The 22417-nt window shown below is 52.8% G+C and carries 24 protein-coding genes and 1 tRNA gene; 15 read left to right on the forward strand and 10 right to left on the reverse strand.

All coding sequences use genetic code 11. From position 1 onward, the window contains the following. Positions 1-270 precede the first annotated feature (270 nt). Together BLS13_RS19585 and BLS13_RS20495 are read left to right on the forward strand one after the other, a co-directional pair. Positions 271-705 (forward strand): Abi-alpha family protein, encoded by a 435-nt coding sequence (locus BLS13_RS19585; protein ID WP_143012027.1) that lies wholly within the window; start codon positions 271-273, stop codon positions 703-705. A gap of 669 nt (positions 706-1374) precedes the next feature. Next, on the forward strand, positions 1375-2139 hold the full coding sequence (locus BLS13_RS20495) for a hypothetical protein (RefSeq protein WP_143012028.1): 765 nt from the start codon (positions 1375-1377) through the stop codon (positions 2137-2139). Positions 2140-2154: 15 nt separating this feature from the next. Here BLS13_RS20495 and BLS13_RS20500 read toward each other — a convergent pair whose 3' ends face one another. Next, positions 2155-3024 carry an AbiTii domain-containing protein gene (locus BLS13_RS20500; RefSeq protein ID WP_143012029.1) on the reverse strand — a complete coding sequence of 290 codons (870 nt, stop codon included), beginning with the start codon at positions 3022-3024 and terminating at the stop codon, positions 2155-2157. 558 nt (positions 3025-3582) lie between these two features. On the opposite strand from BLS13_RS20500, the gene BLS13_RS19590 reads away from it, so the two are divergent. The 11 genes from BLS13_RS19590 (at position 3583) to BLS13_RS19635 (ending at position 10487) form a co-directional block, all read left to right on the forward strand. Next, the gene (locus BLS13_RS19590) at positions 3583-4110 is read left to right on the forward strand and encodes a DUF805 domain-containing protein (RefSeq protein ID WP_256325990.1); all 528 of its coding nucleotides are present in this window, start codon (positions 3583-3585) and stop codon (positions 4108-4110) included. A gap of 4 nt (positions 4111-4114) precedes the next feature. Beyond that, positions 4115-4345 (forward strand): hypothetical protein, encoded by a 231-nt coding sequence (locus tag BLS13_RS19595; RefSeq protein ID WP_093454662.1) that lies wholly within the window; start codon positions 4115-4117, stop codon positions 4343-4345. 79 nt (positions 4346-4424) lie between these two features. Further along, the gene (locus BLS13_RS19600) at positions 4425-4829 is read left to right on the forward strand and encodes a hypothetical protein (protein ID WP_093454664.1); all 405 of its coding nucleotides are present in this window, start codon (positions 4425-4427) and stop codon (positions 4827-4829) included. 101 nt (positions 4830-4930) lie between these two features. Beyond that, positions 4931-5317, forward strand: a complete 387-nt coding sequence (locus BLS13_RS19605) for a hypothetical protein (protein WP_093454665.1) — start codon at positions 4931-4933, stop codon at positions 5315-5317. Between the two features lie 11 nt (positions 5318-5328). After that, entirely contained in the window at positions 5329-5574 is a 246-nt protein-coding gene (locus BLS13_RS19610) for a hypothetical protein (protein WP_093454667.1), read from the forward strand. 430 nt (positions 5575-6004) lie between these two features. Further along, the gene (locus BLS13_RS19615) at positions 6005-6310 is read left to right on the forward strand and encodes a hypothetical protein (RefSeq protein WP_093454668.1); all 306 of its coding nucleotides are present in this window, start codon (positions 6005-6007) and stop codon (positions 6308-6310) included. Between the two features lie 142 nt (positions 6311-6452). Beyond that, complete coding sequence (locus BLS13_RS20820) at positions 6453-6596, forward strand: hypothetical protein (RefSeq protein WP_176943702.1); 144 nt, start codon at positions 6453-6455, stop codon at positions 6594-6596. Further along, on the forward strand, positions 6593-7840 hold the full coding sequence (locus BLS13_RS19620; protein WP_093454670.1) for a VapE domain-containing protein: 1248 nt from the start codon (positions 6593-6595) through the stop codon (positions 7838-7840). The genes BLS13_RS20820 and BLS13_RS19620 overlap by 4 nt, the downstream gene beginning before the upstream one ends. A 268-nt stretch (positions 7841-8108) precedes the next feature. Further along, positions 8109-9293: a site-specific integrase gene (locus tag BLS13_RS19625; protein ID WP_093454671.1), complete on the forward strand. Its 1185-nt coding sequence runs from the start codon at positions 8109-8111 to the stop codon at positions 9291-9293. Positions 9294-9409: 116 nt separating this feature from the next. Next, a complete protein-coding gene (locus BLS13_RS19630) occupies positions 9410-9871 on the forward strand; it encodes a hypothetical protein (protein WP_093454673.1) in 462 nt (153 codons plus the stop codon). Positions 9872-10034: 163 nt separating this feature from the next. Then, the gene (locus BLS13_RS19635; RefSeq protein ID WP_143012030.1) at positions 10035-10487 is read left to right on the forward strand and encodes a hypothetical protein; all 453 of its coding nucleotides are present in this window, start codon (positions 10035-10037) and stop codon (positions 10485-10487) included. A 536-nt stretch (positions 10488-11023) separates the two neighbouring features. On the opposite strand, the gene BLS13_RS21295 is transcribed toward BLS13_RS19635, so the two are convergent. Both BLS13_RS21295 and BLS13_RS19645 read right to left on the reverse strand, forming a co-directional pair. Next, complete coding sequence (locus BLS13_RS21295) at positions 11024-11212, reverse strand: DUF6771 family protein (RefSeq protein WP_093454676.1); 189 nt, start codon at positions 11210-11212, stop codon at positions 11024-11026. Positions 11213-11317: 105 nt separating this feature from the next. Continuing rightward, positions 11318-12028 (reverse strand): hypothetical protein, encoded by a 711-nt coding sequence (locus tag BLS13_RS19645; protein ID WP_093454677.1) that lies wholly within the window; start codon positions 12026-12028, stop codon positions 11318-11320. 130 nt (positions 12029-12158) lie between these two features. Between BLS13_RS19645 and BLS13_RS19650 the strand changes: the two genes are divergently transcribed. Continuing rightward, positions 12159-12413, forward strand: coding sequence for a group I intron-associated PD-(D/E)XK endonuclease (locus tag BLS13_RS19650; protein ID WP_093454679.1), 255 nt, complete (start codon positions 12159-12161; stop codon positions 12411-12413). Between the two features lie 153 nt (positions 12414-12566). Here BLS13_RS19650 and BLS13_RS19655 read toward each other — a convergent pair whose 3' ends face one another. From BLS13_RS19655 to BLS13_RS20510, 3 genes are read right to left on the reverse strand one after another with little or no spacing between them, the layout of a single operon-like run. Next, positions 12567-13181 (reverse strand): class I SAM-dependent methyltransferase, encoded by a 615-nt coding sequence (locus tag BLS13_RS19655; RefSeq protein WP_093454680.1) that lies wholly within the window; start codon positions 13179-13181, stop codon positions 12567-12569. After that, the gene (locus BLS13_RS20505; protein ID WP_143012031.1) at positions 13178-13582 is read right to left on the reverse strand and encodes a hypothetical protein; all 405 of its coding nucleotides are present in this window, start codon (positions 13580-13582) and stop codon (positions 13178-13180) included. The genes BLS13_RS19655 and BLS13_RS20505 overlap by 4 nt, the downstream gene beginning before the upstream one ends. Next, entirely contained in the window at positions 13572-15116 is a 1545-nt protein-coding gene (locus tag BLS13_RS20510; RefSeq protein ID WP_143012032.1) for an SLC5/6 family protein, read from the reverse strand. The genes BLS13_RS20505 and BLS13_RS20510 overlap by 11 nt, the downstream gene beginning before the upstream one ends. A 439-nt stretch (positions 15117-15555) precedes the next feature. Between BLS13_RS20510 and BLS13_RS19660 the strand changes: the two genes are divergently transcribed. Further along, positions 15556-15631, forward strand: a tRNA-Thr gene (locus BLS13_RS19660). 792 nt (positions 15632-16423) lie between these two features. Here the strand turns inward: BLS13_RS19660 and BLS13_RS20515 are convergent. The 4 genes from BLS13_RS20515 to BLS13_RS19670 form a co-directional block, all read right to left on the reverse strand. Beyond that, complete coding sequence (locus BLS13_RS20515; RefSeq protein ID WP_143012033.1) at positions 16424-16879, reverse strand: hypothetical protein; 456 nt, start codon at positions 16877-16879, stop codon at positions 16424-16426. 7 nt (positions 16880-16886) lie between these two features. Continuing rightward, positions 16887-20003 carry an RHS repeat-associated core domain-containing protein gene (locus BLS13_RS19665; RefSeq protein WP_176943703.1) on the reverse strand — a complete coding sequence of 1039 codons (3117 nt, stop codon included), beginning with the start codon at positions 20001-20003 and terminating at the stop codon, positions 16887-16889. A gap of 1247 nt (positions 20004-21250) precedes the next feature. Further along, entirely contained in the window at positions 21251-21610 is a 360-nt protein-coding gene (locus BLS13_RS20520) for a hypothetical protein (protein ID WP_143012034.1), read from the reverse strand. Between the two features lie 62 nt (positions 21611-21672). Beyond that, complete coding sequence (locus BLS13_RS19670; protein ID WP_143012035.1) at positions 21673-21903, reverse strand: hypothetical protein; 231 nt, start codon at positions 21901-21903, stop codon at positions 21673-21675. Between the last annotated feature and the right edge of the window lie 514 nt (positions 21904-22417).

The following is a 22417-nucleotide window of genomic DNA, read 5'->3' on the forward strand; positions in this document are numbered from 1 at the left end:
ACTCGAACTCTCGATCATTGAAAACAAAGCAAAAAACCCGCTTCCAGATAATCCATGCGACATGATTCCCGGGCCGCCTCCTGTAAGCGGCACCATCCCTTTGAGAAGGGATTCCCGAGACATCCTACGGAAGGGCCTTTCCCAGGGGGCCGGGTTTGGGTTCTGCGTGGGTGGCTTTGGGTAGGAAAACGGGCTCGACCCACGCTATACCGCTTTCAGCTTGGCCTTGCGTTTCGTGCTGCTGGAAGAGCTTTCAGCCAAGGGGAGGGTATGCGGATGGACATTCTGGGGCTGGGTAAGGCCGTGGACCTCGTTCGGGATATGCTCGCTCCCGTTGGTCAGTCGGCATCGGAAGTTTGGAATGGTCTGATCGGAGACCGTGTCACATATTGGCGGGTTCGAAACTTTCTCCGGTATCAACCCATGTTGGCGGAGGAAGCTAGTCGTTTGGGGCTGAAGCTCAATCCCTCTCGCATCCCTGAAAAATATGCTTTTGCGTGGTTCGAAGAGGCCTCCAAGCAGGACGAAGAGGAGTTGCAGATCCTTTTCGCGAGGCTGCTGGCGAGGGCAGCGAACGGTGATAGCGAAGCTAGCCCCGATCGCCGATTAATCGACATCCTGGCAAGATTAACAACCGACAGATGCGCGGCTCTTTCAGAAAATGTATTCCGACCAGCCATTTCCGAATTGCGGAGTATATGCTGACCATCGAGGCATCGGAGATGACCGAGAGAGGCAATGGCCGGAAGATTGGCTAACAAGCCTGTTACGGCATGAGCTTGCCGACTTTCAGTTGACGTCACTTGAAAATCTGATTTTGCAAGGCTGCCTAACGCGGACTAACGAATTAGATACTCGGAGCAAGGGGAATCCGGTGGCTGTTAATACGCCTTCCAAGATATCCTGGAGCAAAGAGATCGGTGATCGGGTGAAGTTGCGAACTTTCATCAATGCGACCGAATTGGGCTGCAGCCTCTATGCAGAAGTCAAAGGCTGACGCTTCAGGTTGCTGGATCTGGTCGATGGCCGAGACGCTGGGCTATCGGCTTTAGCGTTGAAGCGCGGAGATTAGAACAAGAAGCACCCCCGCCTGCTCAGTGGCGGGGGTGTGAAGTCCACATCGGATTACCAGTTTTTGTGTCCCGTCGATTTGTGCTTGCTCTCACTCAAAACCTTGCCTGACTTGAGACTGCTTTCCGTCCTCCGACTGCAACCATCGGAGTAATTCTCGGTCTTGACGCATTTCCCATTCGAGTGATGATAAGTGACGTTCGTTCCCATCTTGACCTCCTGCTTACCCGAGGCGACTTTCGGGCGAAGACATTAGAATTGATCGCGCTCCTTCATTCTAGGGATTCAAAGGAAGAAAAAAGGATGGCTGAGGGACAGCAAGCGAGGAAGATAGACGCACGGCTGGAAGCCGGTTTGGGGCGGCCAAAGGGTCACCGGTCGGAGATGCTTGTGCATTGGTTCTCCGACATTTATCCGAAGGCAAAACCTGCACCAAATTTTGAACAGGTCCAAGGTAAGCGCGGCCTTCTCTATGCTGCCATAAAGAATGTAGTAAAACAGCAGACCAAGGTAGATATAAACGAGCGGACAGTTCAAAGAGCGTTAAATGGAAATGTGATAGAGAGTGGTACAGAATCAAGGATAGCTAGCGCTTTAGCGGTCATATTTCCGAACGATTCTCCAAAAAATTCGAGTGTGTCTGATTCCTCGTGGATCTGTGGTGTATGGGACGTCGGGTATATAGAAGATGATCTAAATGATCCTCTGCATATAACTAGAGAGAGGGCGTATTGTGAAGCTGACGGTAATGACTATGGTGGTTATTATGACTGCATAAGCTATGATAGGAAGTACGAATTCATTTTCACTCTGGACGTAAATGTCGACTGCGTATGCGGAAGATATCTTGTGCGTGGGCGGGATGGACCTGTTGGAACCGGGCTTTTTCAGCTAATTTCGTCAAGAAATAGGGAATGGCTGCAAGGGCATTGTACGTGGTATGACTTTGATAGAACAAAAATCATGAGCTCGCCATGTATTTGGTATAAATCGGACGCTCAGTACCGAGGCACATATGAGAGCGATTTGACAAAAATTCTGAATGCAGAAATTGTTCTGAGATCGTAAGATTTCCGCTTACAATTAGCTGGGCAGAAGGCCAGTTAGTGCGGGTAGGAACGGTGCTATTACGGTCATGTGGTTTGCCGCCGTGGTCACGAATCGTTGGTACAACGGAATAAAGTGCTCAGTTTTTTGAACCGTCTTCATTTCAGAAATGAGAGAAAGAAGTTCATCTTTTAATGGGCCTGCTAAGCTCCGTCTGACTTCATTTTCCAAATCCACCAATACGTTACTACTCGAAACCGTATTGTTAGAATGGTCGGATGATGCGAGGTTTGCTCGCGCGTTGGTGCCGCTCACATTACCTTGGTGCAAGTTGCCATTAAATGTGTTGATATGGATGCCCGCATTTGACGCTTTATCCTTTTCTTCCGCCGTGAAGGACACACCCTCGCCCGTTATCCCAAGATTTTCGAGATTGATTGCCCAGTCCAGAACCAGCGTTTTCACGCGTTCTACAATATTTACCACCACGCCCGGAGATATGTGATGAGCCATCGTACCTAGCTGTATGTTACATACCCGATTTATCTTCATAATAAGTTCGGGTGGTAGAGGGACTGTAAAGAATGTCGCATCAGAGTTCATCAATTTTTCGAGGCTGGTGATAGGTTCCCTAACCGAAACATCGGATATAACCTCATCCAGGCCATGGCCAAGAACTATTGGTATCCATCCTTGATAAGGGTTTAGGCCTTTTATTTGACCGCAGACCTTCCGATATTCTGGAACGTGTCCGCCTGTGTATCCGTTAAGCTCCAGATCAACCCATTCCATGGTTTCTTGGAGCTTCAGCTTCGCTGCAGCAAGCTTAACTTGACGGAGAAGCTCACTTACGGAAGTCGAATTGCTTGCCGCACTCAACTGTATCTTCTCAACCAGCCCGGCCAATTGGTTCTCCCTCGGCAGTGAGCCGAAATGGTACAAGAGCTTTCCGCTACAGGATGGCAGCGTGCAGCTCGTCGATATGTTCTCTTTATGTTTCAAATCGCCGTCGCGCAACCCTAGCCATCTTATATGAACAGGCCGCTACAAACGCCTATTGCGATTACCCGCGCCACCGGACATTAAATGAGATGGTATATCCTCTCTTTCTTATCAGAGCCTATTGCGAACTTTGCCCGCTCTGCGCATGATCGTTTCGCCTTCCGTGAAAGCCGGAGGGTGGGGCATGGAAACCTCTCAGTCATACTCGGTCGCCAGATTTGGAGGCCGGGTGGCGTGCGCGCATGTCCAGCCGGCAACGGTAAAGGCGCACGCGCCTGTGACTGCAGGTTTCCAACATCCGGCTTAGGCCGCGCCCCGAGAGGAACATAGGGGTTGCGCAAGGTCTAGCCGATCGTCGCCCTGACAGCGTGGGGGCGAAAGCAATGAACAAAGCACAGCGATAGCGACCTGTTCAACCGTGCCCATTCGGCGCGGGTTTCCCTCATGCATAAAGGAAATACCATGATTGATGACGAAGCGCTCAAGAGCATCGAGCGGTTGCACAGGCTGAAGAGCGACGGTGTCATCACCGAGGAGGATTTCGAAAAGTCCAAGGAGAAGCTGTTATTCGGTTCCGGCCGAAAGGTCCGGGTCCAGACCACTAACAGCGAAGCGACCCTGCCGGCGGATGGTGATCATATCGGCTGGATGGTTCTCGCTCTCAAGCGCTATGCCGACTTCAACGGGCGATCCGGGCGCAAAGAATACTGGATGTTCGAACTGCTGACGGTCGCATGGACGCTGGCATGCTTTGTTATGGCGATCGTCCTGGCTGGCGCGGCGGCGGGGCTGTGGTTGATCGGCCTACTCGGTCTGGTTGTGCCTCGGGTGGCGGCGCAGGCCAGGCGTTTCCATGATCAGGATAGGTCGGGGTGGATGGCGTTGATCAACCTCGTGCCGTTTGTCGGTCCGTTCCTTGTTCTCGGCTTGATGCTTATCGACGGAACGCCGGGTGGCAATCGGTTCGGGCCAAGCCCCAAGCTCGGCTGAGAGCATGTGGCGGATAATAGGAGCCTTGCTGCTGGTGGGGCTGATCGTCGTTGCGGTGAAGGTCGCCATCCTGTTGTTGTTTCTCGCTGGCCTGATCTTCAGGACCAAGGAAACGATCGGCTTGATCGCCATCCTCGCCGTGTTTGCCCTGCTGGCGAAATATCCGGTGGCTGGCTTCGCTCTTATCGGGGTGCTGGTGCTGATCGCCATCATCCGTGCGGCCAAATCGTCGTGACTTAATACCATCAAAATCGATCAACCACGTTGAGCCCTCGGAGAAATCCGGGGGCTTTTTTTCATATGGAGAACTGACAATGCTTATCATCACTGACCCCGCCGATGTCCAAGATCCGACACTGAGGGATATCCTGAATCTTCGCTTCGACCAGCTTTCCGGCTGCGATTGCGACATCGGCGAGATCGCCCGGTTTCATATCGTCCAGCCGGGTGACAGCATCGACGCTATAGAAGCCGAGCTGGGCTTTCCGATCATGACGAATATGGTTGACGGGGCATGTTACGGGCATCCCGACTTCGAGCCGTCATGGGAGCATATGGCGGATCACTGCGGCACTTATGAGTTGGTCTATATCCTCGACGATTCAGGTTTTGGCCATGTCGTCTTCGTGCAAGACGTTGACGGCACCGATTGGCGATTGCTCTCGCTATGCAGGGAATACGCGGCGCGGGGCCAACCGGAAGGTCCAGAACGCCCCTAAAGTTCGGCCTCTTTGAACCCTTTCGAAGCCAGCGCGCTTCAAAATCCAGCCAACAGCAAGCGTCCTTCGGGGCGCATTTTTTATGCCTGAAAGGAATCCCCATGCTTTCACTTTCCGATACCGGACTCATGCTCGAGGCCCTGACCCTGCCACTTGAGCCCGAACTCCATCGCCTGCTTGCCGAGCACATCGAGCACACCATCGCCTCCGGTCTGGGCGGCATGACGCACATCATCGTCATCCAGCCGGGGGACACAGAAAGCGCCATCGTCGAGGAGATCGGCATGTCGCCCTTGGTGAACCCGATCGATGGCATCCGCTATCCGTCGCCGGCCTTCCATCCGGGCTGGGACTGGCTGCAGCGTTGCGAAGGATGGTTCATAATGATCGACACTGTTGCTGATAGCGGGTTCGCTTACGTCATTCTGATCCAGGATGCCGAAGGGGTGCTCCCCGACCTGCGCCGCCTCTGCCATGCTTTCGCGTGAGGGGCGGCCAAATGAAGGTCATAGGCTATGTCCTCGCCGCCTGTCTGATCATTGCGGCACTCAGGCTCGTTATGGTGGTCATGATCGTTGCCTTGGCGATCTTGGTCCTGTGGTGGACGATACGAAGTCCGCGCGACGTATTGGGCCTCGGTGTCATGCTGTCGATCATTGCCGTCGTGAACGCCTACCCGGTGGCTGTTCTGGGGCTTGTCGCCATCGGCCTGGTCATCTGGGTGTGCAAGAGGGCGGGGCGATAGCTGCAGGGTAGGCGGGCAACCGCGAATCGCCGTTGGACGAATCGAACAAGGGCGGTGAAGGTTGGGCGACTTGGCTGGAGGCGGAGCCGATGCTGTTTCGCTTGTGAACGTGGCTTTCGAAAGGTCGCGCGCTCGCATTGAGAGTTATGTCACTTTGATAGGACGGATCTCCGGTTGCTACCAAAGTGCGTAAACATTGGTCCGGCCTCGCGTCCTGTCGAAGAGCCGATAATTGTAAAAATAAATATTATCGAAGTTGTGTATATTTCGTAGGAAAAACGGAAAAAATCCATAGATTCTCTCAGAGAAGGGTATTGATAACAAAATAGACCAAGCGCACAGGGTGGGGCAGAGATTGTTGTATTGAACATATCTGGCCGAGCCGAGGCATTGTAGAGGCAATGTGTGCAAACAGTGATTAGGAATTAACATGAACTTTAATATTAAGGATAGTAACGCGCACCCTGACATAACCCGCTTTCTGACAATGGGCGAAAAGCGCAAAGAGGCTAACCGGGGGCGAGGACTGCCATTCATCGTAAACATGGCCGAACATTTCGCTATGATATCCGACGAGACGCGGGACAGCTTGCTGAACAAACTCGTCGAGGCTTTGCCCGGTTTCGAAACTTCTTTCTTGGAGCAGTTGGTTGAATTGCTGACAGGTAAAGATCGTAATCGCCACACGTTTTACGAGAACGAGGCGAAAATTCTTAAGATCCACAGGTTCAAGTAACACAGAAGGGCGTCCGGTTGACCGGACGTCCTATCCCCCCGGGACTCGATCGCCCCTGCAGATCGACCGTCTTCTTCGCATCGCTAGCGAAGGGAGTTTTTTGACATGCCGGTGGGCGACCGGCGACAGAATATGAACGAACATGACAATCCAAAATTCGTTCGGCGCGCGCATTGCCAAAGGCTGGCAAGCGTTGGTCGAACATATGAACCGCCTGAACGAGAGAGATGAAGCGACCCTCGATCTTCCGAAGGACGACTTAGCTGGGACGGAGGAGATTCAATGAGTTTCCCAGACTTCCCCGATAAACCTGCCTTCGGTCACAACAAGCTCCCGGCGACGATCGAGAACGTCGAGCATCTGCTCAGGCACACAGGGGTTACGGTCCGATACAACGTGATCAAAAAGAAGGATGAGGTCATCATCCCGGATCACAAAGGCACCTCGGACAATCTCGACAACGTCACGCTTACGACGATCGTGAGCAACGCAGCCAAGCACGGCCTGCCGACCGGACTGGTTCCGGATTTCGTCCAGGCCATCGCGGATCGCAACGCCTACAATCCCGTCGCCGACTGGATCAACAGCCGACCTTGGGATGGCACCGATCGCCTGGACGAGTTCTACGCCACGGTGACGGTGCAGGCGGAGTATCCCGAGGAACTGAAGGTCACCCTGATCGGGAAGTGGCTTCTCAGTGCAGCGGCTGCGGCGTTGGTGCCTTCCGGCTTCAAATGCCGAGGGGTGCTGACCCTGCAAGGCCCGCAGGGGATCGGCAAGACGAGCTGGGTTAAGGCGCTCATCTCTGATGCCGCGTTGCGCGACGATGTGGTGAAGCTCGATCATCACCTCGATACAAGCAACAAAGACACGGTCCTGGGCGCTATCACCAACTGGATCGTCGAGATCGGCGAACTGGAAAGCTCGTTCAGGAAGGACATTGCTCGTCTCAAGGGGTTTCTGACGACGGACGCGGATAGGGTGCGAAGGCCCTACGGCCGGAGAGAGTCAGAGTATCCGAGGCGAACGGTGTTCGTGGCGACCGTGAACGACGCCAACTTCCTGACCGATTCCACCGGCAACACGCGCTGGTGGACCATTCCTGCCGAAAAGCTGGACTTCAAGCATGCGATAGACATGCAGCAGGTCTTTGCCCAACTCGCCATCGATTTGGAGAGCGGTGCGGAATGGTGGCTGACTGCCGATGAGGAACGGCAGCTCGAAGCCTGGAACAGTCGTCACCTTGCGGTCAGTGCAATTGCCGAGAAGTTGGCCGACTTCATCGATATGGCCACAACGCCGAGGCGGAAGCTTCCGATGCTGACCGCCACAGAGATGTTGGAGGTCATGGGCTACGAGCGTCCGACCAACGCGCAAGCGAAGGAATGCGCTGCAGCCCTTCGGGACTGTCTCGGTGAATCCAAGCGGATCAACGGCATCAACCGCTGGAAGGTGCCGCTGCGGGAGCCCAACGCTGACTCTCTGAAACCCATTCAGCAGCGGCAAATGGTGACGAACGAGATCTTCTAAATCCGGCACCCGGTGGGGGGTGGGGTAGCAGAAATTCTAAGAAATGGGCTGTGTGTCTACTGACGGTAGACCTCAACCGACGATTTCTGCTGCCCTTGCCTCCCCCTCTCTCGCCACCAGCCGGGCGGGGTCTGCTGTTCCCGATCTGCGCACCGCGCGCAGGCAAGGCAGGAGGCCCGCCTGGCCCCATCCGACATCATCGCATCCCCTGACCCATCATGGCCCGCTCGCGGCGCTCTGAGGGGCTCTCGGGTTCGCGCATTCAATAATGGAAAACATCAATATGCCGAAAGTTAAACTCGATGCCTCGTTCGCTCTAATAGCCCGATGCCCGAATGAAAAAAAGAAAGAATGTTACTGGTGTAATACGGTAACGGGCCTAGTGCTTGAGGTTAGGTCCACTGGAGGAAAGACATTCTACTTTAGATTTCAGGATCAGTACGGAAGCCAGCGGCAGATAAAGATCTGCGCCTATGGCGATTTGACAATGGACCGCATTCGTAAGGAGGCGCAGCGGCTTCGAGCCGAAGTCGTGCTTGGCGGCGACCCGGTTGGCGACAAGGCAGAGAAGAAAGCCGTGCCGACCTATGCCGAGCTTGCCAAGCAGCACCTTGCTAACGCCGAGACTTATCAGCGCAGCTACAGTACGACCGAAATGTATATGCGCTGTCATATCCTCCCGCGCTGGGGCAAGCTTCGCCTTAGTGAGATACGGCACCCGGACGTTGCGAAATGGCTTGCCGAAAAGAGGGCTGAAGGGTTGGCACCAGCCACGGTCGAAAAGATCCGCGTGATCTTCGGCCGGTCCTTCGAACTGGCCAGCCGCTGGAATATTCCGGGTTGCGACAAGAACCCCGCCCGTAACATTCCGCGTCCGCCGATCAATAACGCGCGTGAACGATCTCTGACGCCGGAGGAGGTCGAGCGCCTTCGCCGGGCAACGGAGGCATCACGGAATCCGCTGCTCGCTCCGATCGTCGGAATGGCTCTCTATACGGGGGCGAGGCTGACCGAACTACTGTCCGCTAAGTGGCAGCACGTCGATCTTGATCGCAGCACATGGCTGATCCCGACTTCGAAAACGGGGAAGGCTCGCCACGTACCGTTATCGCAAGCCGCGATTGCTCTTATTAAAACACTCCCTAAAGGAAAAGGTGATTGGCTGTTTCCAAGTCCGAAAGATAAGACCAAGAGGATTACAACAATTAAACATTCGTGGCAGAAAGCCAGAGATGAAGCTAAGCTATACGATCTACACTTTCATGACTTGCGTCATGCAAGCGCTAGCTTTTTAATTAACTCTGGAATAGACTTATTCACTGTTGGCCGCATTCTAGGCCATGCTGATCATAAATCTACCATGAGGTATGCGCATTTAGCTAATGATACACTTCTAGCCGCCGCTGAAGCCGGTGCGGCAAAGATGAACACTAATTGGACCGGTGTCGCCTGATTCACTCAATGCTTATCCCCATCCGGTTCGCGCCGGGTGGGGTCAACCTCCCACATTTTTTTTTCGAACATGGCGGCGATCGATCCGGCGCTGCCTAAAAAAAGAAAGTCTTTAAAATGAATGCCCAAACTACAACGGACAACCACACGACATCGGCCGCCGACATCGTCATCCCGGAAACTCGCCATCATCCAGAACCGGCGAGTCCTACAGGGGACGGCTCTGTTCGTCCTGTCGCCACGCCGTCTGCGGCCGAGGTGGGAGCCTTCTTCGACGATTTGCGCTTGCTGAAAGCGGCGTGCGGGTCAAAGGCAAACAAGCACGACGTCGCTATCGTCTTGATCTCCGCTTGCATCGAGTTCGGTTTCGACACTTGGCTGCAGATAAGAGGTGCCCTTGCACGATTGGACTTCAACGAGCGTCATGTCGCTATCGTGCTGGCCAAGGAGGCGGGCTCAAATCCAAGCCTTCACCGCTGGTGGCGTGACGAGGAGGGCAGGTACAGCCTGCATCCTGAACTGGCAGCCATAAAGGCGGCTGGGATCGAGGTGCCGGCGCTGAAGTCGCGAGTGATCTAACCTTGTAACCGAATATCGATGTCCGGGTTTCGCAATGGCGGTTGTGCGGCTCGTGCATCGGTTTCGGATGCTCCTGGACGCTCGATCTGATTATAGATTGTGCTTGCTCCAACCTGCATGTGCATGCATAAGCATCACAATACAGTCCTTCAGGAGCTATGTTGTGTCCTTCCGGATCACGCTATCGCCGCTGGCTCAGGTCAAACGGTCTGCGCAGGCGCTTAAAAGTGGCGAGGCGATACTCGCGGAAGTTCTGTCACTTGAAGAGGTGATCGTTGAGGCGGCTGAACGCGGCGTTCCGCCGGTGGGTGACATTAGCGCGAAACTCAGTTCGAAATTTCCGACGGAGATGAAGGCCGCACCCGTGCGGCAGTTCGTTGGCACGGCCGTGAAAGCTGTCCTAGCCAAGCGAGGCTTTGAAGTTTTGCAGTCTGGCATCCGCTTGCCACGAGACCCCGTGTTCCGCAGCGGTTCCATTTATCGCAAGACCGCGCCCATCATTAACAAAGGCAAGGATGCGGTGCGGGAAGTGTTCTCCAATATGGTAGGCGGGATGTCGCTCGCAGAGAAGCGAATTTTGCTGGCCGTAGTGCAATCCGCCCTCGGTCAGGTATAGATGACAAGCCGAAATGACGTTCCACAGTACTTTGAAGCTGGAGATATACTTCTCTGGCAAATCAAGGCGTCGACTCCTGACCTTGCGCGAGCATGCGCCGAAGAACTCGGTGATCTGGCGACTGTCCACGAACTCGGAGATTGGGCGGTAAACCCGATTGGACTCGGCGATAGCTGGTGGTTCGATCTAACGTTGTCCGCTGGTATGACAGACATCTGCATCATACTTACGTTCAGCAGATTGCCGGACCACTGCTACTGAAGTCGGTAGCGCGCTTATATTCCCGACGCATTAGGCCGCCAGCCAGCTACCCTCAGCATCATCGACGACGGCGAACAACTCGCCATCGGCCATCGCGCCCCGCATGAGCTTGCGAAGATCCTCTGGCGTCTATGCCGGTTTGAACTTCCGATCGGTCTTAGCCACGGCAGCAAGCTGGCCTATCGAGGTTTCAGAACCCGCTTGCACCAGCAGCCACGCCCCGAAGGCTTCGCCGTGATCGTTCGTCGTCCTGATCATCATACGTATCCTGTCGTTCAGATCGGTAGCGGGAGTTGGTTTGCGTCCGGGACAGGAGGTTCCTCCAGCCGTTCCAGGATCGTCGCTGCCAAGATATCCGCTGCTCTTTCGCGCATGCGATCGTCGCGCACCGTGAGGCCCACGCGAGCCCATGCAGGAGCGTTTAAGAGAATGTCGGCAAGATGGGTTCGGCTGATTCGTTCCATGCATTATGAGAACATAAAGAGAACGTATGGGCAAGCTGTTATGCCTTGGGAAGGGCGGGGTGCTTCCTCACGTCCGTTCCCCTGCCGGCGGTGCGGCATTGCGCGCTACGTTATGATGTCGGTTTTTGCGCTGGACCCGGCGAACTCCGTCATCGCGGCGGCTAGGGGCTCCACCATGGCGCTCGGCGCCAACGCGAGGAACAGGATGTTCGGCGCAACTCTCCCCCTCACGATGGGCAGGGGGTTGTCCGATTGGCTCAGCTCACAAAGCGTTTCCCGTGTCTGTAGGCCCCGTTGAACAGGATCGCATTGGCGAGCGAACTGGATTGAGATTACCATCTTGCCGGCGTCGAGATACCCCGCTGCTTCCCGATAGAAGGCGTACTTCGGGGCTGTCTTGGAGGTCATCGACTTAACCTCAAAGCCGTTGTCCGGATCGAGGAACACCAGATCGGCATCGGTCAACGCGCCTTGAGATGCGTCGTACCAGCCGTGGCGGTCAATGGTCGGCACATGAGTATCGAAATATACCGTGTTCGCTGGAAGCACATTCCAGCCTTCGACGTATTCAATCTTGCGGTTGGACGGGTCCGCGAACATGCCGATCAGATCGAAAAGCTCGGGATCGACTGAACGCCAGTCTTTGCCGTTCAAATGATGGCGCTTCTCGCCGTCGTTGTTGCCCGCTTTATCGACGCGCTCCGGATCCGTCAGATACCAGTTTACGCCAATCCTTATGCCAAGCGAGCGGCCGATATGCCTTAGCAGGGCATACTTCAGAAAATCGTGAGAATCGCCGAGATACCGTTCTTGCATTCAAAGGTCCCACCCTGCCCAACGGAGGCGTTTGAGGCAATTACAGGCCGAATTCAATCAATTGTGGCGCATCGCCTTCCACGGCGACCCTAGCTAGCCATTGGGGCCATCGCCCGCTAGCAGTGAGGCCATGAAGGACACCGCGCTTGCCAGCCTGAACCGTCAACAAGCGGGGCGTTTTGCTGAATACGTCGCGCGGATGGAATTCACGCGCCAAGGCTGGACCGTCTATATCCCGGATGTCGATGATTCTGGGGTAGACCTTTTGGTCCATCGTCCCGATCGGGATTATGTCCGAGTGCAGGTCAAATCGCTGCGGAAAGATGGCTACGTGTTCATGCGGAAACGCTATTTCGAACTCGTGCCCACATGGCTCTGTGTCTAATACTGCTGCACAGGGAGCCACGGGAATATATCTCATTCCGGGTGACACGTGGGCATAGCTGTGTTGGGTTCATAGATCGAGATCTCAAGATCTAACAGCAGAGGAAATGGATAGGAGTTGGTTTCCACGTGTCAGCGAAATTTAGAGCGGCCATTATTTGATAAAGTACCACGTCGGCCACTCTTCGTTAGTTACCGTAATTTCGTAATTATTAATATTTACGAAGCGATCGACGGCGCTCTTGACGCCGTAACTAGTAAGTTCATTGACATCGAGTTCCTTCGATCCATGCAAAATGGGTTCAAACTCATCGTCGGCTAACGCATCGAAATAGTCATGGCCGGAAAAAATTCCACCTATTTTTAGTTTTGGGAACCACAAATCCAGATCTTCGCTGGTACTTGAGAATGAATGATTGGCATCAATGTAGACAAAGTCTAAAGAATCATTATCTATGAGTGCCGCTGCATCCCGGCTGGACATCCTCATAAGTGTAACTCGATCTGGATGATCGCTCTGCAAATCTACGCATAGCTTGTAATTTTCTAAAGCTTGGTGATCATCCACGTTCCAGCTATCTAAATAATTAGCCAAATGACACCAACTATCAACTAAAATTAGTTTTGAGCAATGCCAACGCTCGATCAACAGTCTAGCGTACTCACCTTTAAAAACGCCAATTTCAGCACCGATTCCGTTAAGCTCAAGCGAGTTAAGTAAGAGGGGGATTTGATCTCTCGATTTTATCTTGTCAACGATCTTATTCATGCTTTAAAGCTCTGATAAATATCACCGGCCGCTTCAGTTAATGCATTCCATACAACAAGAAATGTCGGCATCGCGAGTAGAACGCACAACAATAAAATCATCTCGGTAGCCTTGTCAGGCAAATTTCCCTTTATGACTTTGGTGAAAAGCTCGGGGCCGCTATTGGCTATCATATAAAAAGCCAAATTTGCTATCGCCAAATTCCGCGTTATCAAAAATAAACACCATCCGAAAAAAACACGTGCCTGTGATATAAGCGGGTCATTGCCCGCCACGTGCATCGCTTTTGAAAATATCCACGAGGTTATTGTGCATATTGTAATCATGGCTATCGATAATGACCAAAAAATAGCACCATACACGATGAAGAGTACATCGGCATTGGAGATGTTATTTTGCACGATACCGAACTCCGGCCAAGAGTGGTAGGGCGCCTATTACAACGGCGGCGACGGGCGCTAAAGTGAGCCAATCTCCAGGTGCCAGCCCCATGGTTCCTTTGCTCCCCGCCTGCATTGCAACCCAAGCCGATATCCCCACCGCAAAGGAGACTAAAAAACCTATCCAGATGCTTGCAATCGCAAACAAAGGGCTTGGCCGTTTCACCTTTGGAAGAAAGCACATAGCTATAGGTGAAAGTAAGGCGAACTGGGTTGAATACGTTATATAGAAAAAACTCAAAGGATCGGTCAAAACTCTAAAAGAAACGCAAATAGCATATACAATAATCACGAAAGCCACTAGGCCAATAATCAAAATCCTAGCAAAACGTGCGAGTTCGATGCTTCGTTCATTTGATATTTCCGAAATTGATTTTCCTATGGCTGAACCGAGTAATACGTCGCTTGTCAGCGAATGAGCGCAGACATTGAGGAAAGTATTTGCTGTCGAAATCGCGGCGAAAATTAGGCCGCTGACAGCTAGACCAATTGCGATTCTGGCTACGAGGCCATTGGCTGGGAGATACTGCATGTCTAGCAGGGGATTGGCAGCGCCAGAGAGGTGTTTCGCCGCTTCAGCAGATATGATGTTGGGCAAAATGTGGGCCGCGAATCCGCCCCACATCGCATAACAAACTGCACATACGGCTAAAACTGCGCTGCAGACAACAACGCCTTTAAAGGATACGGAGGCGTTTCGGGATGCGCAACTCCGTTGCCATTGGTCCATGGCGACCAGCATCCACCCAGTTCCGATAACCGCGATGCTCAGCATGGCTGGCCACCCCAAGGACTGGAACGAGGCCAGAGTTATCCCCCCTGGAAACACCGACGGTCCATCGCTGGGGCTGTAAGTCCAGATTAGCCCGAAGGTCGCTGCAATTGCAGCTATCATAACAACCGAATTGGCAATGTCGCTTGCGATTAGCGTCCGGAATCCGCCATAAGCAGAAAATAGAGCAATCATAATAGCGAAAGAGCAATATAGTTTAAATTTCCCCACGGGATCAACGGCTAACAAATCTACAGCAAGGCTTATCTCAAAAACAATCCCCAGCAATAAGCAGACAACTGTCACGACCGAAGCACTAACGCGAATGTAGCGCGCAGTAATACTGTCGTGCTTCGAGAAAATGTCCGCTATAAATTCGTGGATAGTTCCACTATTAGTTCTGTCCTCAATGTATGTTTTAAAGTGAGGCATAAATATAAAATAGCCAACCGCATTTAGGCTTAGATTGGCAAAGAAAGCAATCAGTCCTGCCCAGCCATAACTGTAACCCCACACTGCAATAAATACGATGAAATTACCAATGGAAAAGTTGGCAGCAACGATTGCCGAAATATAACCTGGAAGCTCTAGTTTTCCGTCAACTAGGAAAAATCTAGCGAGCGTTGGTCTTTGTTTGTTCCATACCTTTGCATCGACCAAGCATACTAGCGTGGCTAAACCGGCGATGAAAAAAACGATGGTAGCGACTAATTGATCATGCACGGCTGGCGTCCCCCTGTGGGAAGGCTATCAGTTTAAATTTAATTTTGGAAGGTCCGGATTTTTCGACAGCGCTTGCCTGTGGCCGGTGCTTTGAAGCTACCGGTATAGTGGATGGTGCTAGGCCAGGCGTCAGGATGGCTATGCGCAAGAAATGTATTTGCGTGTGATATGCGCACTCAAGTGGGTCCGCAGGAGGTCGATTTCAGAAAACTGTCCTACCAAAGTGCTTTCGCTAGGAAGTCGCCGAATCCCGATCTCGGCCGAGGTTGGGTAGCGCTTGGGTTGCCCCATCCGCTGTGGCTATTATGCATTTCATGTGATTGTAAAAGCGCAATAACCCGAAACGTCAGAGTAGCCTTCGTAATGCGATGGTCGTTGACGAAGCTAGCTTCCTTGTGGAAGGGCGTACGGAAGGAAGACGTTAGAAGTCCGGGTTTATGCCGCTTTAGCTCAGCCGGTAGAGCACATCATTCGTAATGATGGGGTCAGGTGTTCGAGTCACCTAAGCGGCACCATCCCTTCCACAAAGGGAATCTCCGGCCACATGAGGCCGACAGCCCTCCCCAAGGGGGCGGGTTTGGGTCCAGCGTGGGGCGCTTTGGGCAGGGAATCGGGCTCGACCCACGCATTTCCGCTTTCAGCTTGGCACTTTGTTTCAAGCCGGTGAGGGTACGTTCAGTCATCAAGGCAATTCGCACGAGGCAACATCAGCAACGACGGCGCTGTACCACTGACAGCTCGTTGTTCGGGATGGACCCGATACAAGCTGCCTACGCTTATGCCGGACATGTGGGCTACGCACGCTTATTGCCAGCGCCGAGAAGTGAACCCTCGCTTTCTTCAGCGTCCTCTCGATGAATCGAACGCCCAATCATCACCTTCACAAGTGTAAGACGGGTTCGTATGGTGCTGCCCCAATCAAAAAATCAGGCAAGGTGGCGCCAGAACACCCCTTACCTTCCACGAGCGACGAGCGGCGATGGGATGGGTGCGCCCAGATAACCGGAAGGCAGTCGAAACATGGCGATATGGGGGCTCAGAAGGCCGTCATTTACGCCAAATCCGGTGCCGTCTGCCGAAAATCGCTCAGATCAGCGAGTTGATGGAGGTGCCCACCTGGCACCGTCATCTGGAGCAAACGTGTTGGAAGCTACTGTTGACCTTGAGGTCTCCAGCGAAGGTCGGTGATCGATTTCGAGGGTGCATCATGCCGATGCAGACCGCTGCTAACTGTCGCGGTGATCCCGCTGATGAGGTGCCAGTTATCGATATGGAGGAGCTTTGTTTGATTTTAGGGCGATGCGATTTTATCGAATTTCGAAGATATCCATAGTTGATACTTTTATACCGAATATATCGACATCATTATCGATCATAAATTTCAGGCCTGATAAAGTGATAGGGAACTTAGAGGTTACCTTATATATTTCTTCGCACCAATCGATATCGGTTTCATGATCGGTTCCCATAATCGGCGGATGTCTAAGATTTTTAAAATTAGCAGAATAACATGTCACAGAATACAGATCGGAGGCTTTTTTGAATTCATGAATCCTTCCGATGGCCGAACTTTTCATAGATCCTAATAGTCCTGCTAATGTCCTGCCTTCTTTGTATTGGAGAAGCGTTGGTGAAAAGAAAGGAAAAAATTCTCCTTTATTATTATTTCGGTTATTTTTCATTATAATCGCGCCCTTATAATTTCCGACTTCTTCAAATCCAACATCAAACAAGCATCGTAATATCGTTGGGCTGATTTTCATTGTGCACCTAAAATGTCATAGGTTTGAGGAATATGCTTATCACGCCAGTGAAAAATTTCACATGACTTCCGTGTTCAAGGCCCATGCCGCCAAGTCCTCGATTGATTATGGTTCCACCCTCCGTAGCAATAGAATTGTCTTTCTGACTCTGTAGTGTAGATCTCCTAGCGGTGAGCCCCGTCTTGACCTCAAATCCAACTAAATTACCAGATGGGTCACGAGCCAAGATGTCGGTGATACGTAGTCCGAGTGGCGTTCGAATATAAACTTGCTGGGCAACTATTCGATAACCAGCTTCAACGACAATATCGGCCGCCATTGCTTCCCCTTGGACTCCTGCGAGCATATTATCCTTGAGGTTTGACGAAAATTCACTGGCATCTTCCATAAGAGATACGGGTTGGGCAATTTGGGGGGCTGGTTGCCCGCTTGGGGCGCGCTGGTCACCCCTTCTTTGGTTTTGATCGCCTTCTCCCGCGTCAAAAAGAACCCTGCATTCCCCGTTGGATTCGCACGATCCCTTTCCGCTAGGGTCGCTTGCGTTAATTGGATCGTTTTTCCCGTAGGCATACCAGTTGAGGCCGTCGTCATAGCCGGTGGGATCGGTCTGGAGGAAGCGTCCCAGCGTTGGCGAGTAGATTCGAGCCTTGTAATAATACATTCCGAGTTCGGGAAGCCAAACTTGGCCGGTATATTGGAACCGTCCAAGATTGGTCGTTGCTGGAATGCCATACGGATCGTAGCTGTTGGTCGCGATAGCGGTGCCGGAACCATTGGTCACGGCGATGATCGATCCGCGCTCGTCAGCATGTAGCCAGCGCTTGTCACTGGTGCCCGAGCCTTCATACCAGACGAGCGGTTCATCGGTGGCAGGGCCATGCACATAGCGCCGCAGGAGGTTGCCGCTATCATCATATTCACCTACGAGCATATCACCGTCGTAATCAAAGCGGGTATGCGTGTTCGTGCTGTACGCTAACCGGTCATTGGCATCGTAGTCGAACCGGTCGCCGTCCACACCTGTCAGCTCGTTGTCGGCACTGTAGCTGTAGGTTTTGCTGCCGGCGTTAGTGAGATTGCCCCGCGCGTCGTACGTCGGATTAATCGTCCCCGACGAAGCGATCTGTGAGTACTGATTGAGACCGTTCGCGGTGTAGCTGCGGCTCACGTTGTAGTTCTGGGTCCAAGCGTAGCTGTCGTTGTAGCTCGTCCGCTGGTAGATCTGACTGGCGGGGCTGTAGGTGAAATTGACGCCGTAGTCCTGCGCCGTCCCCGCTAGATCCTGGGACAGCGCGTTCAGCCGCGACATCGCATCATAGCCGTAATAGGTTGCGGCACCGCTGGGACGACCGATTGCCGTTCTTCGCCCGAGGTCATCATAGTAGAACGCCACCAAGCTGCTCGATCCGCTTTCGAGGATGCCGGTCATTTCGCCCAAACTGTCATAGGTGTAGGTGATTGAGCCGTCATAGCTCGCCGTCGTATCATTGTACCACGTCATCGTGGCGCGGTGGCCGTCTGCATAATAACTGTAGTTATGGGATCTGTTGATACCATTATAGGCTGTCGTCTCATACACCTTGCGACCAAGCGCATCATAGACCGCGGCGCTGTTGATCCCATAGACTCCGTTACCTCGTCCCGTGCTCGTCAATCGGCCCAGCAAGTCATAGGCGTAGCTGACGTTGGCATTGTTGTTGCCGGCATAGTACGCCCTGCCTGTTAGGCGGTTCAGATCGTCGTAAACGAGGAAGTATTGAACGCCATCGCGACGGCGGCGTGCTGTTACCCGTGAACCCACGTCATAGGTCATTTCCTCATAATCGGTAGGCGATGCGGCGCAGCTCACGGCCGTCGTCTGGAAGCAGGTCCGCCACAATCGGTCGAAACCATCATAGGCATAAGCCGTCATATTGCCTTTGGCGTCTGCCACCGTCGCCGCCTTGCCGTTCGCAGTGTACGTGTTCGTTACGTCATCGCGTACGAGCGCTGTACCAAAACCGCTTTGAACCTTGGTCACCTGACCGGCCGCGTCATAATACGTCTTTGATATCCGATCCGGTCCGAAACTTCCTGCCGTTCCCTGCGTGCAAGCTGAGGATGGCAGCGAACCGAAGATTGCGCTGTTCATCCGGAGGGCTGTGCAATCCGTCCGGCCATTGCTGTCATAGCTGTACTGCGCGACGGCTTGGATTGCTCCGCTCACTACCAGTGTGTCTTGCAGCTTATGGCCGATCATGTCGAAGGTGGAGTTCAATGTCTGCAGCACGGCCATGCCTGCGAGGTCACTTGCCGTCGTTCCGTTGGCGGTTCCCTGTTCCAATGCCGTCAGCCTTCCGCTGGCATTGTACGTCAACCTGGTCGCGCGGCGTTTCAAGGAACCCGCACCGTCCGGATCTGGGCTGATTGTCCCAATTATCCGTCTATCGGCATCGAAGAAATTGTAACTCACGTTGCTAAGCGGGTCTGTCAGCGTGACGACATTGCCAACGGTATCATAACTGCGGCTTGTCGTCGTCATGGCCGAATTGATGCCAGAGCCCGCTGCGTCTGAAAGCGGGAGAAAGTTCAGCGACGAGCCGTTATAGCTGATGCCCGTCTTGGCTTCGTCGGTGGTTCCCGCGCACGATGCTGTCGTTTGGCAAATCGAGGTGCCCGAGGCAAGCCACATGGTAGTGCCGCCTGCGTAAGGGGAACTCACGGACGTATAGCTAAGACGCTTTACCGGCGTCCCGCCGCTCACGGTCGGATAGGATATCACAGTGACGCCACCATGCGTCGCGTCATAGGTGTACGATGTCGTTATGCCGCGAGCGTCTGTTGTCGTGTTCGGCTGGTTGCATGTCTTCAGATTCGCGCAACTAGCATCATAGCTCGCCGAGGTCACGATATCAGCCAACCCCGAGCCTGACTTAGCGATCTGGCGCTTCTGCGTCTGATTGCCGCGGCTATCATAGCTAAAAGTAATCGAATTACCTTCAGGAAGAGCGATAGATGAAAGATGGTGTGAAGCATATGTGTAGGTAGTAATGCGACCCAAGCCGTCCTGAACATATGTTATATCGTATAAAAACGTGTTTCCTTTATATGTTGACACAATCCCCGTCGGATCTGTGACGGTCATTACCATGGTTGTATTGGGCAGTGTAGGAGGGGCAGGGTTATATGACCACGTATTCCCACCTTTCTGAATAGAGCTTACCAGGTTGTGCCTCGTTGTATCGCCTGGCCCGTAATATGTTACGTGTTCTATATTGTTGCCGGAGCTATCCAGTATATCGAACGTTGCTGCTCCCGCATTCGAAATATAAGTTGTTTGTCGTCCGGCCGGGCTCGTCGTGACCATAGAAATTGGCAGCGATGTCCATGTGGACGTCATTGAAGGTGAGCTGCCGCGATACGGTGTATATTGGACGGATGACCATGGGAGTGAAAACGAACAATGAGCCAAAGACGGGTCGCAGCTTTCTAAAGAGCTGTTATAAGCAGTGACCTTTGACTCCTGCGTCCAATCTAGATTGTTATCCAGAGTCGTATCGTCTGTTGGATATTCAACCAGTAAAGAATATCCATCGCTGCTTGAGATATTTTGTATTCTGGAGTACGTGAAGTCAGAGCATCCAGTACCTCCGCAACCTTGTCTCGTTGCGTAAGTCAGCTTTATCGTTCTGCCATTGGCAAACTGGATAGATGCTATTGGACCATACGTTGAGCCATAGGTACCAGCTACCTTGCTAGGGAATGTAAGGATCGTTCCATTTTTGGTCGTTAATTTGAACGCATTGAGTCCAATGGACTCCAACGAGGCGCCATCATTTTGCGTCGAAACATAAGAAGATCCACTAACGCTAAACTTAAATGTTTGGTTTCCAAAGGTTAATTTGGTTACACCGTGGACTGTATCGATATTAGAAGACCAGTTTGACCTCCAGCCGGCTATCTGATTACCGGATTGCCAATAAGATCCCGTACTCCAATATCGGATGAATTCTAAGCTCGGCTTATTTAAGGATTCCAAGTCAGAGCTTGGACTAGTCATGCTTCCGGTCGAGTAACAGTCTTCTGTACTGCGAGCCGCTTTCCATCCTCCGCCTGATAGGCATTTCAGACCAGTCCCGTTTGACGACAATCCGATGGAAATATCATTCGAAGAAATGGATAGATTCCCTGACAACAAATCGACGTTGTTACTGTCGATTACGCCATAGGGATCTTCGGGAATCGTGTCGGTGGCGCGGGCGTTCGTGGCGATAAGGTTTAATATGAAAAAAGCTGCAAGCCGCATCCCGCCAATTTTCATATCAAACACTCTCTATGATAGAAGGATGAATTTGGATAATGATAAGCCCACGTGCGACGGGCATGAATATTCTACAGCTGGATTAGTGTCGCATTGCATGGTCCGCCACCGCCGCCGGTATAATCTACGCGCGCGATTGGGCGTCCGCTGGCGCGAGCCGTCAGTGCAATCGACAACATTCCCCGGCCTGCATCGTTCGTGATATCTATATAGATTATGCTGCAGCCGCCGGAGGTGCCCGGACTCACAAAAATATATGCGATATTTCCTGACTGTGACCCGACGCCGGTGAGGGTGAGGTTGTTGTCAGTCCCCGCAATTGCGGGAGCCGCGAGCAGTAGCCCTAGCAATGCGACTTTCTCTTTCAGGTTTCGCCGTCCTACCGCGCCAAAAACGACGAGCGAAGAAGCGATCCGCTTAATGATATGCATGATTCCCCCATTTTATGGCGCTGCGATCGAGCAACGGATTGCGCCAGTGATCATCCATTGCGCTATTGAACGATCGAGGTCAGCTGAATGATTGTGAAGCCCGCAAGCGGCACCACGACGACCTGAACCGGAGGGCTGGAATTTGCCGATCCGGTGACAGTGTAGGTCGCGCGATTGTCGGCGGCGTCGTAGCTGGTTGCTGCCACCAAGCCGTTGTTGACAGAGCCTGCGGTCGAGGACTGCACAAGCCGTCCAAGCGCATCGTAGCTGTAGGTCACGGTCTCGGTCGCCATCGCCGGCGATGCCGCGAGGGAGGCTAGCAACAATCCCAAGCCACGAAAGTTCATTCGCATCAGGAACACAAATTCCCCCTCAGCTCGCCGAATCGCGCAACTGCCCTTGAGACTGAGATTTCATGATCGAGGCTACAAAGGCAATCGCGAGATCAGATAATTTGCATCCGATTTGGTGGGATCTCGATCGGCCATGCAGCAAGCCGCTTCAGATCTTTTGTGGCATTGTCATGACAATCTCATCAGCATTGGGCTCCCGAACTGGCACGGCCTCTGTTTCGGCGCGCAAAACCAGCCATCTTATATAGTATGATATATCATTTCGTATTGATCACAGCCTATTGCGAACTTCGCCCGCTCTGCGCATGATCGTTTCGCCTTCCGTGAAAGCCGGGAGGTGGGGCGTGGTAACCTCAAAATGTTGATTGCTGCTGAGAAGTGACCCGGGGTTTTCATCGAGAAGTGACCCACCTTGCGATTATGTTTCGGATGTCATTGGTGGGTCAAGACGGGG

Origin of the sequence: Sphingomonas sp. YR710, from assembly GCF_900101455.1 — a bacterium.
Classification (GTDB): domain Bacteria; phylum Pseudomonadota; class Alphaproteobacteria; order Sphingomonadales; family Sphingomonadaceae; genus Rhizorhabdus.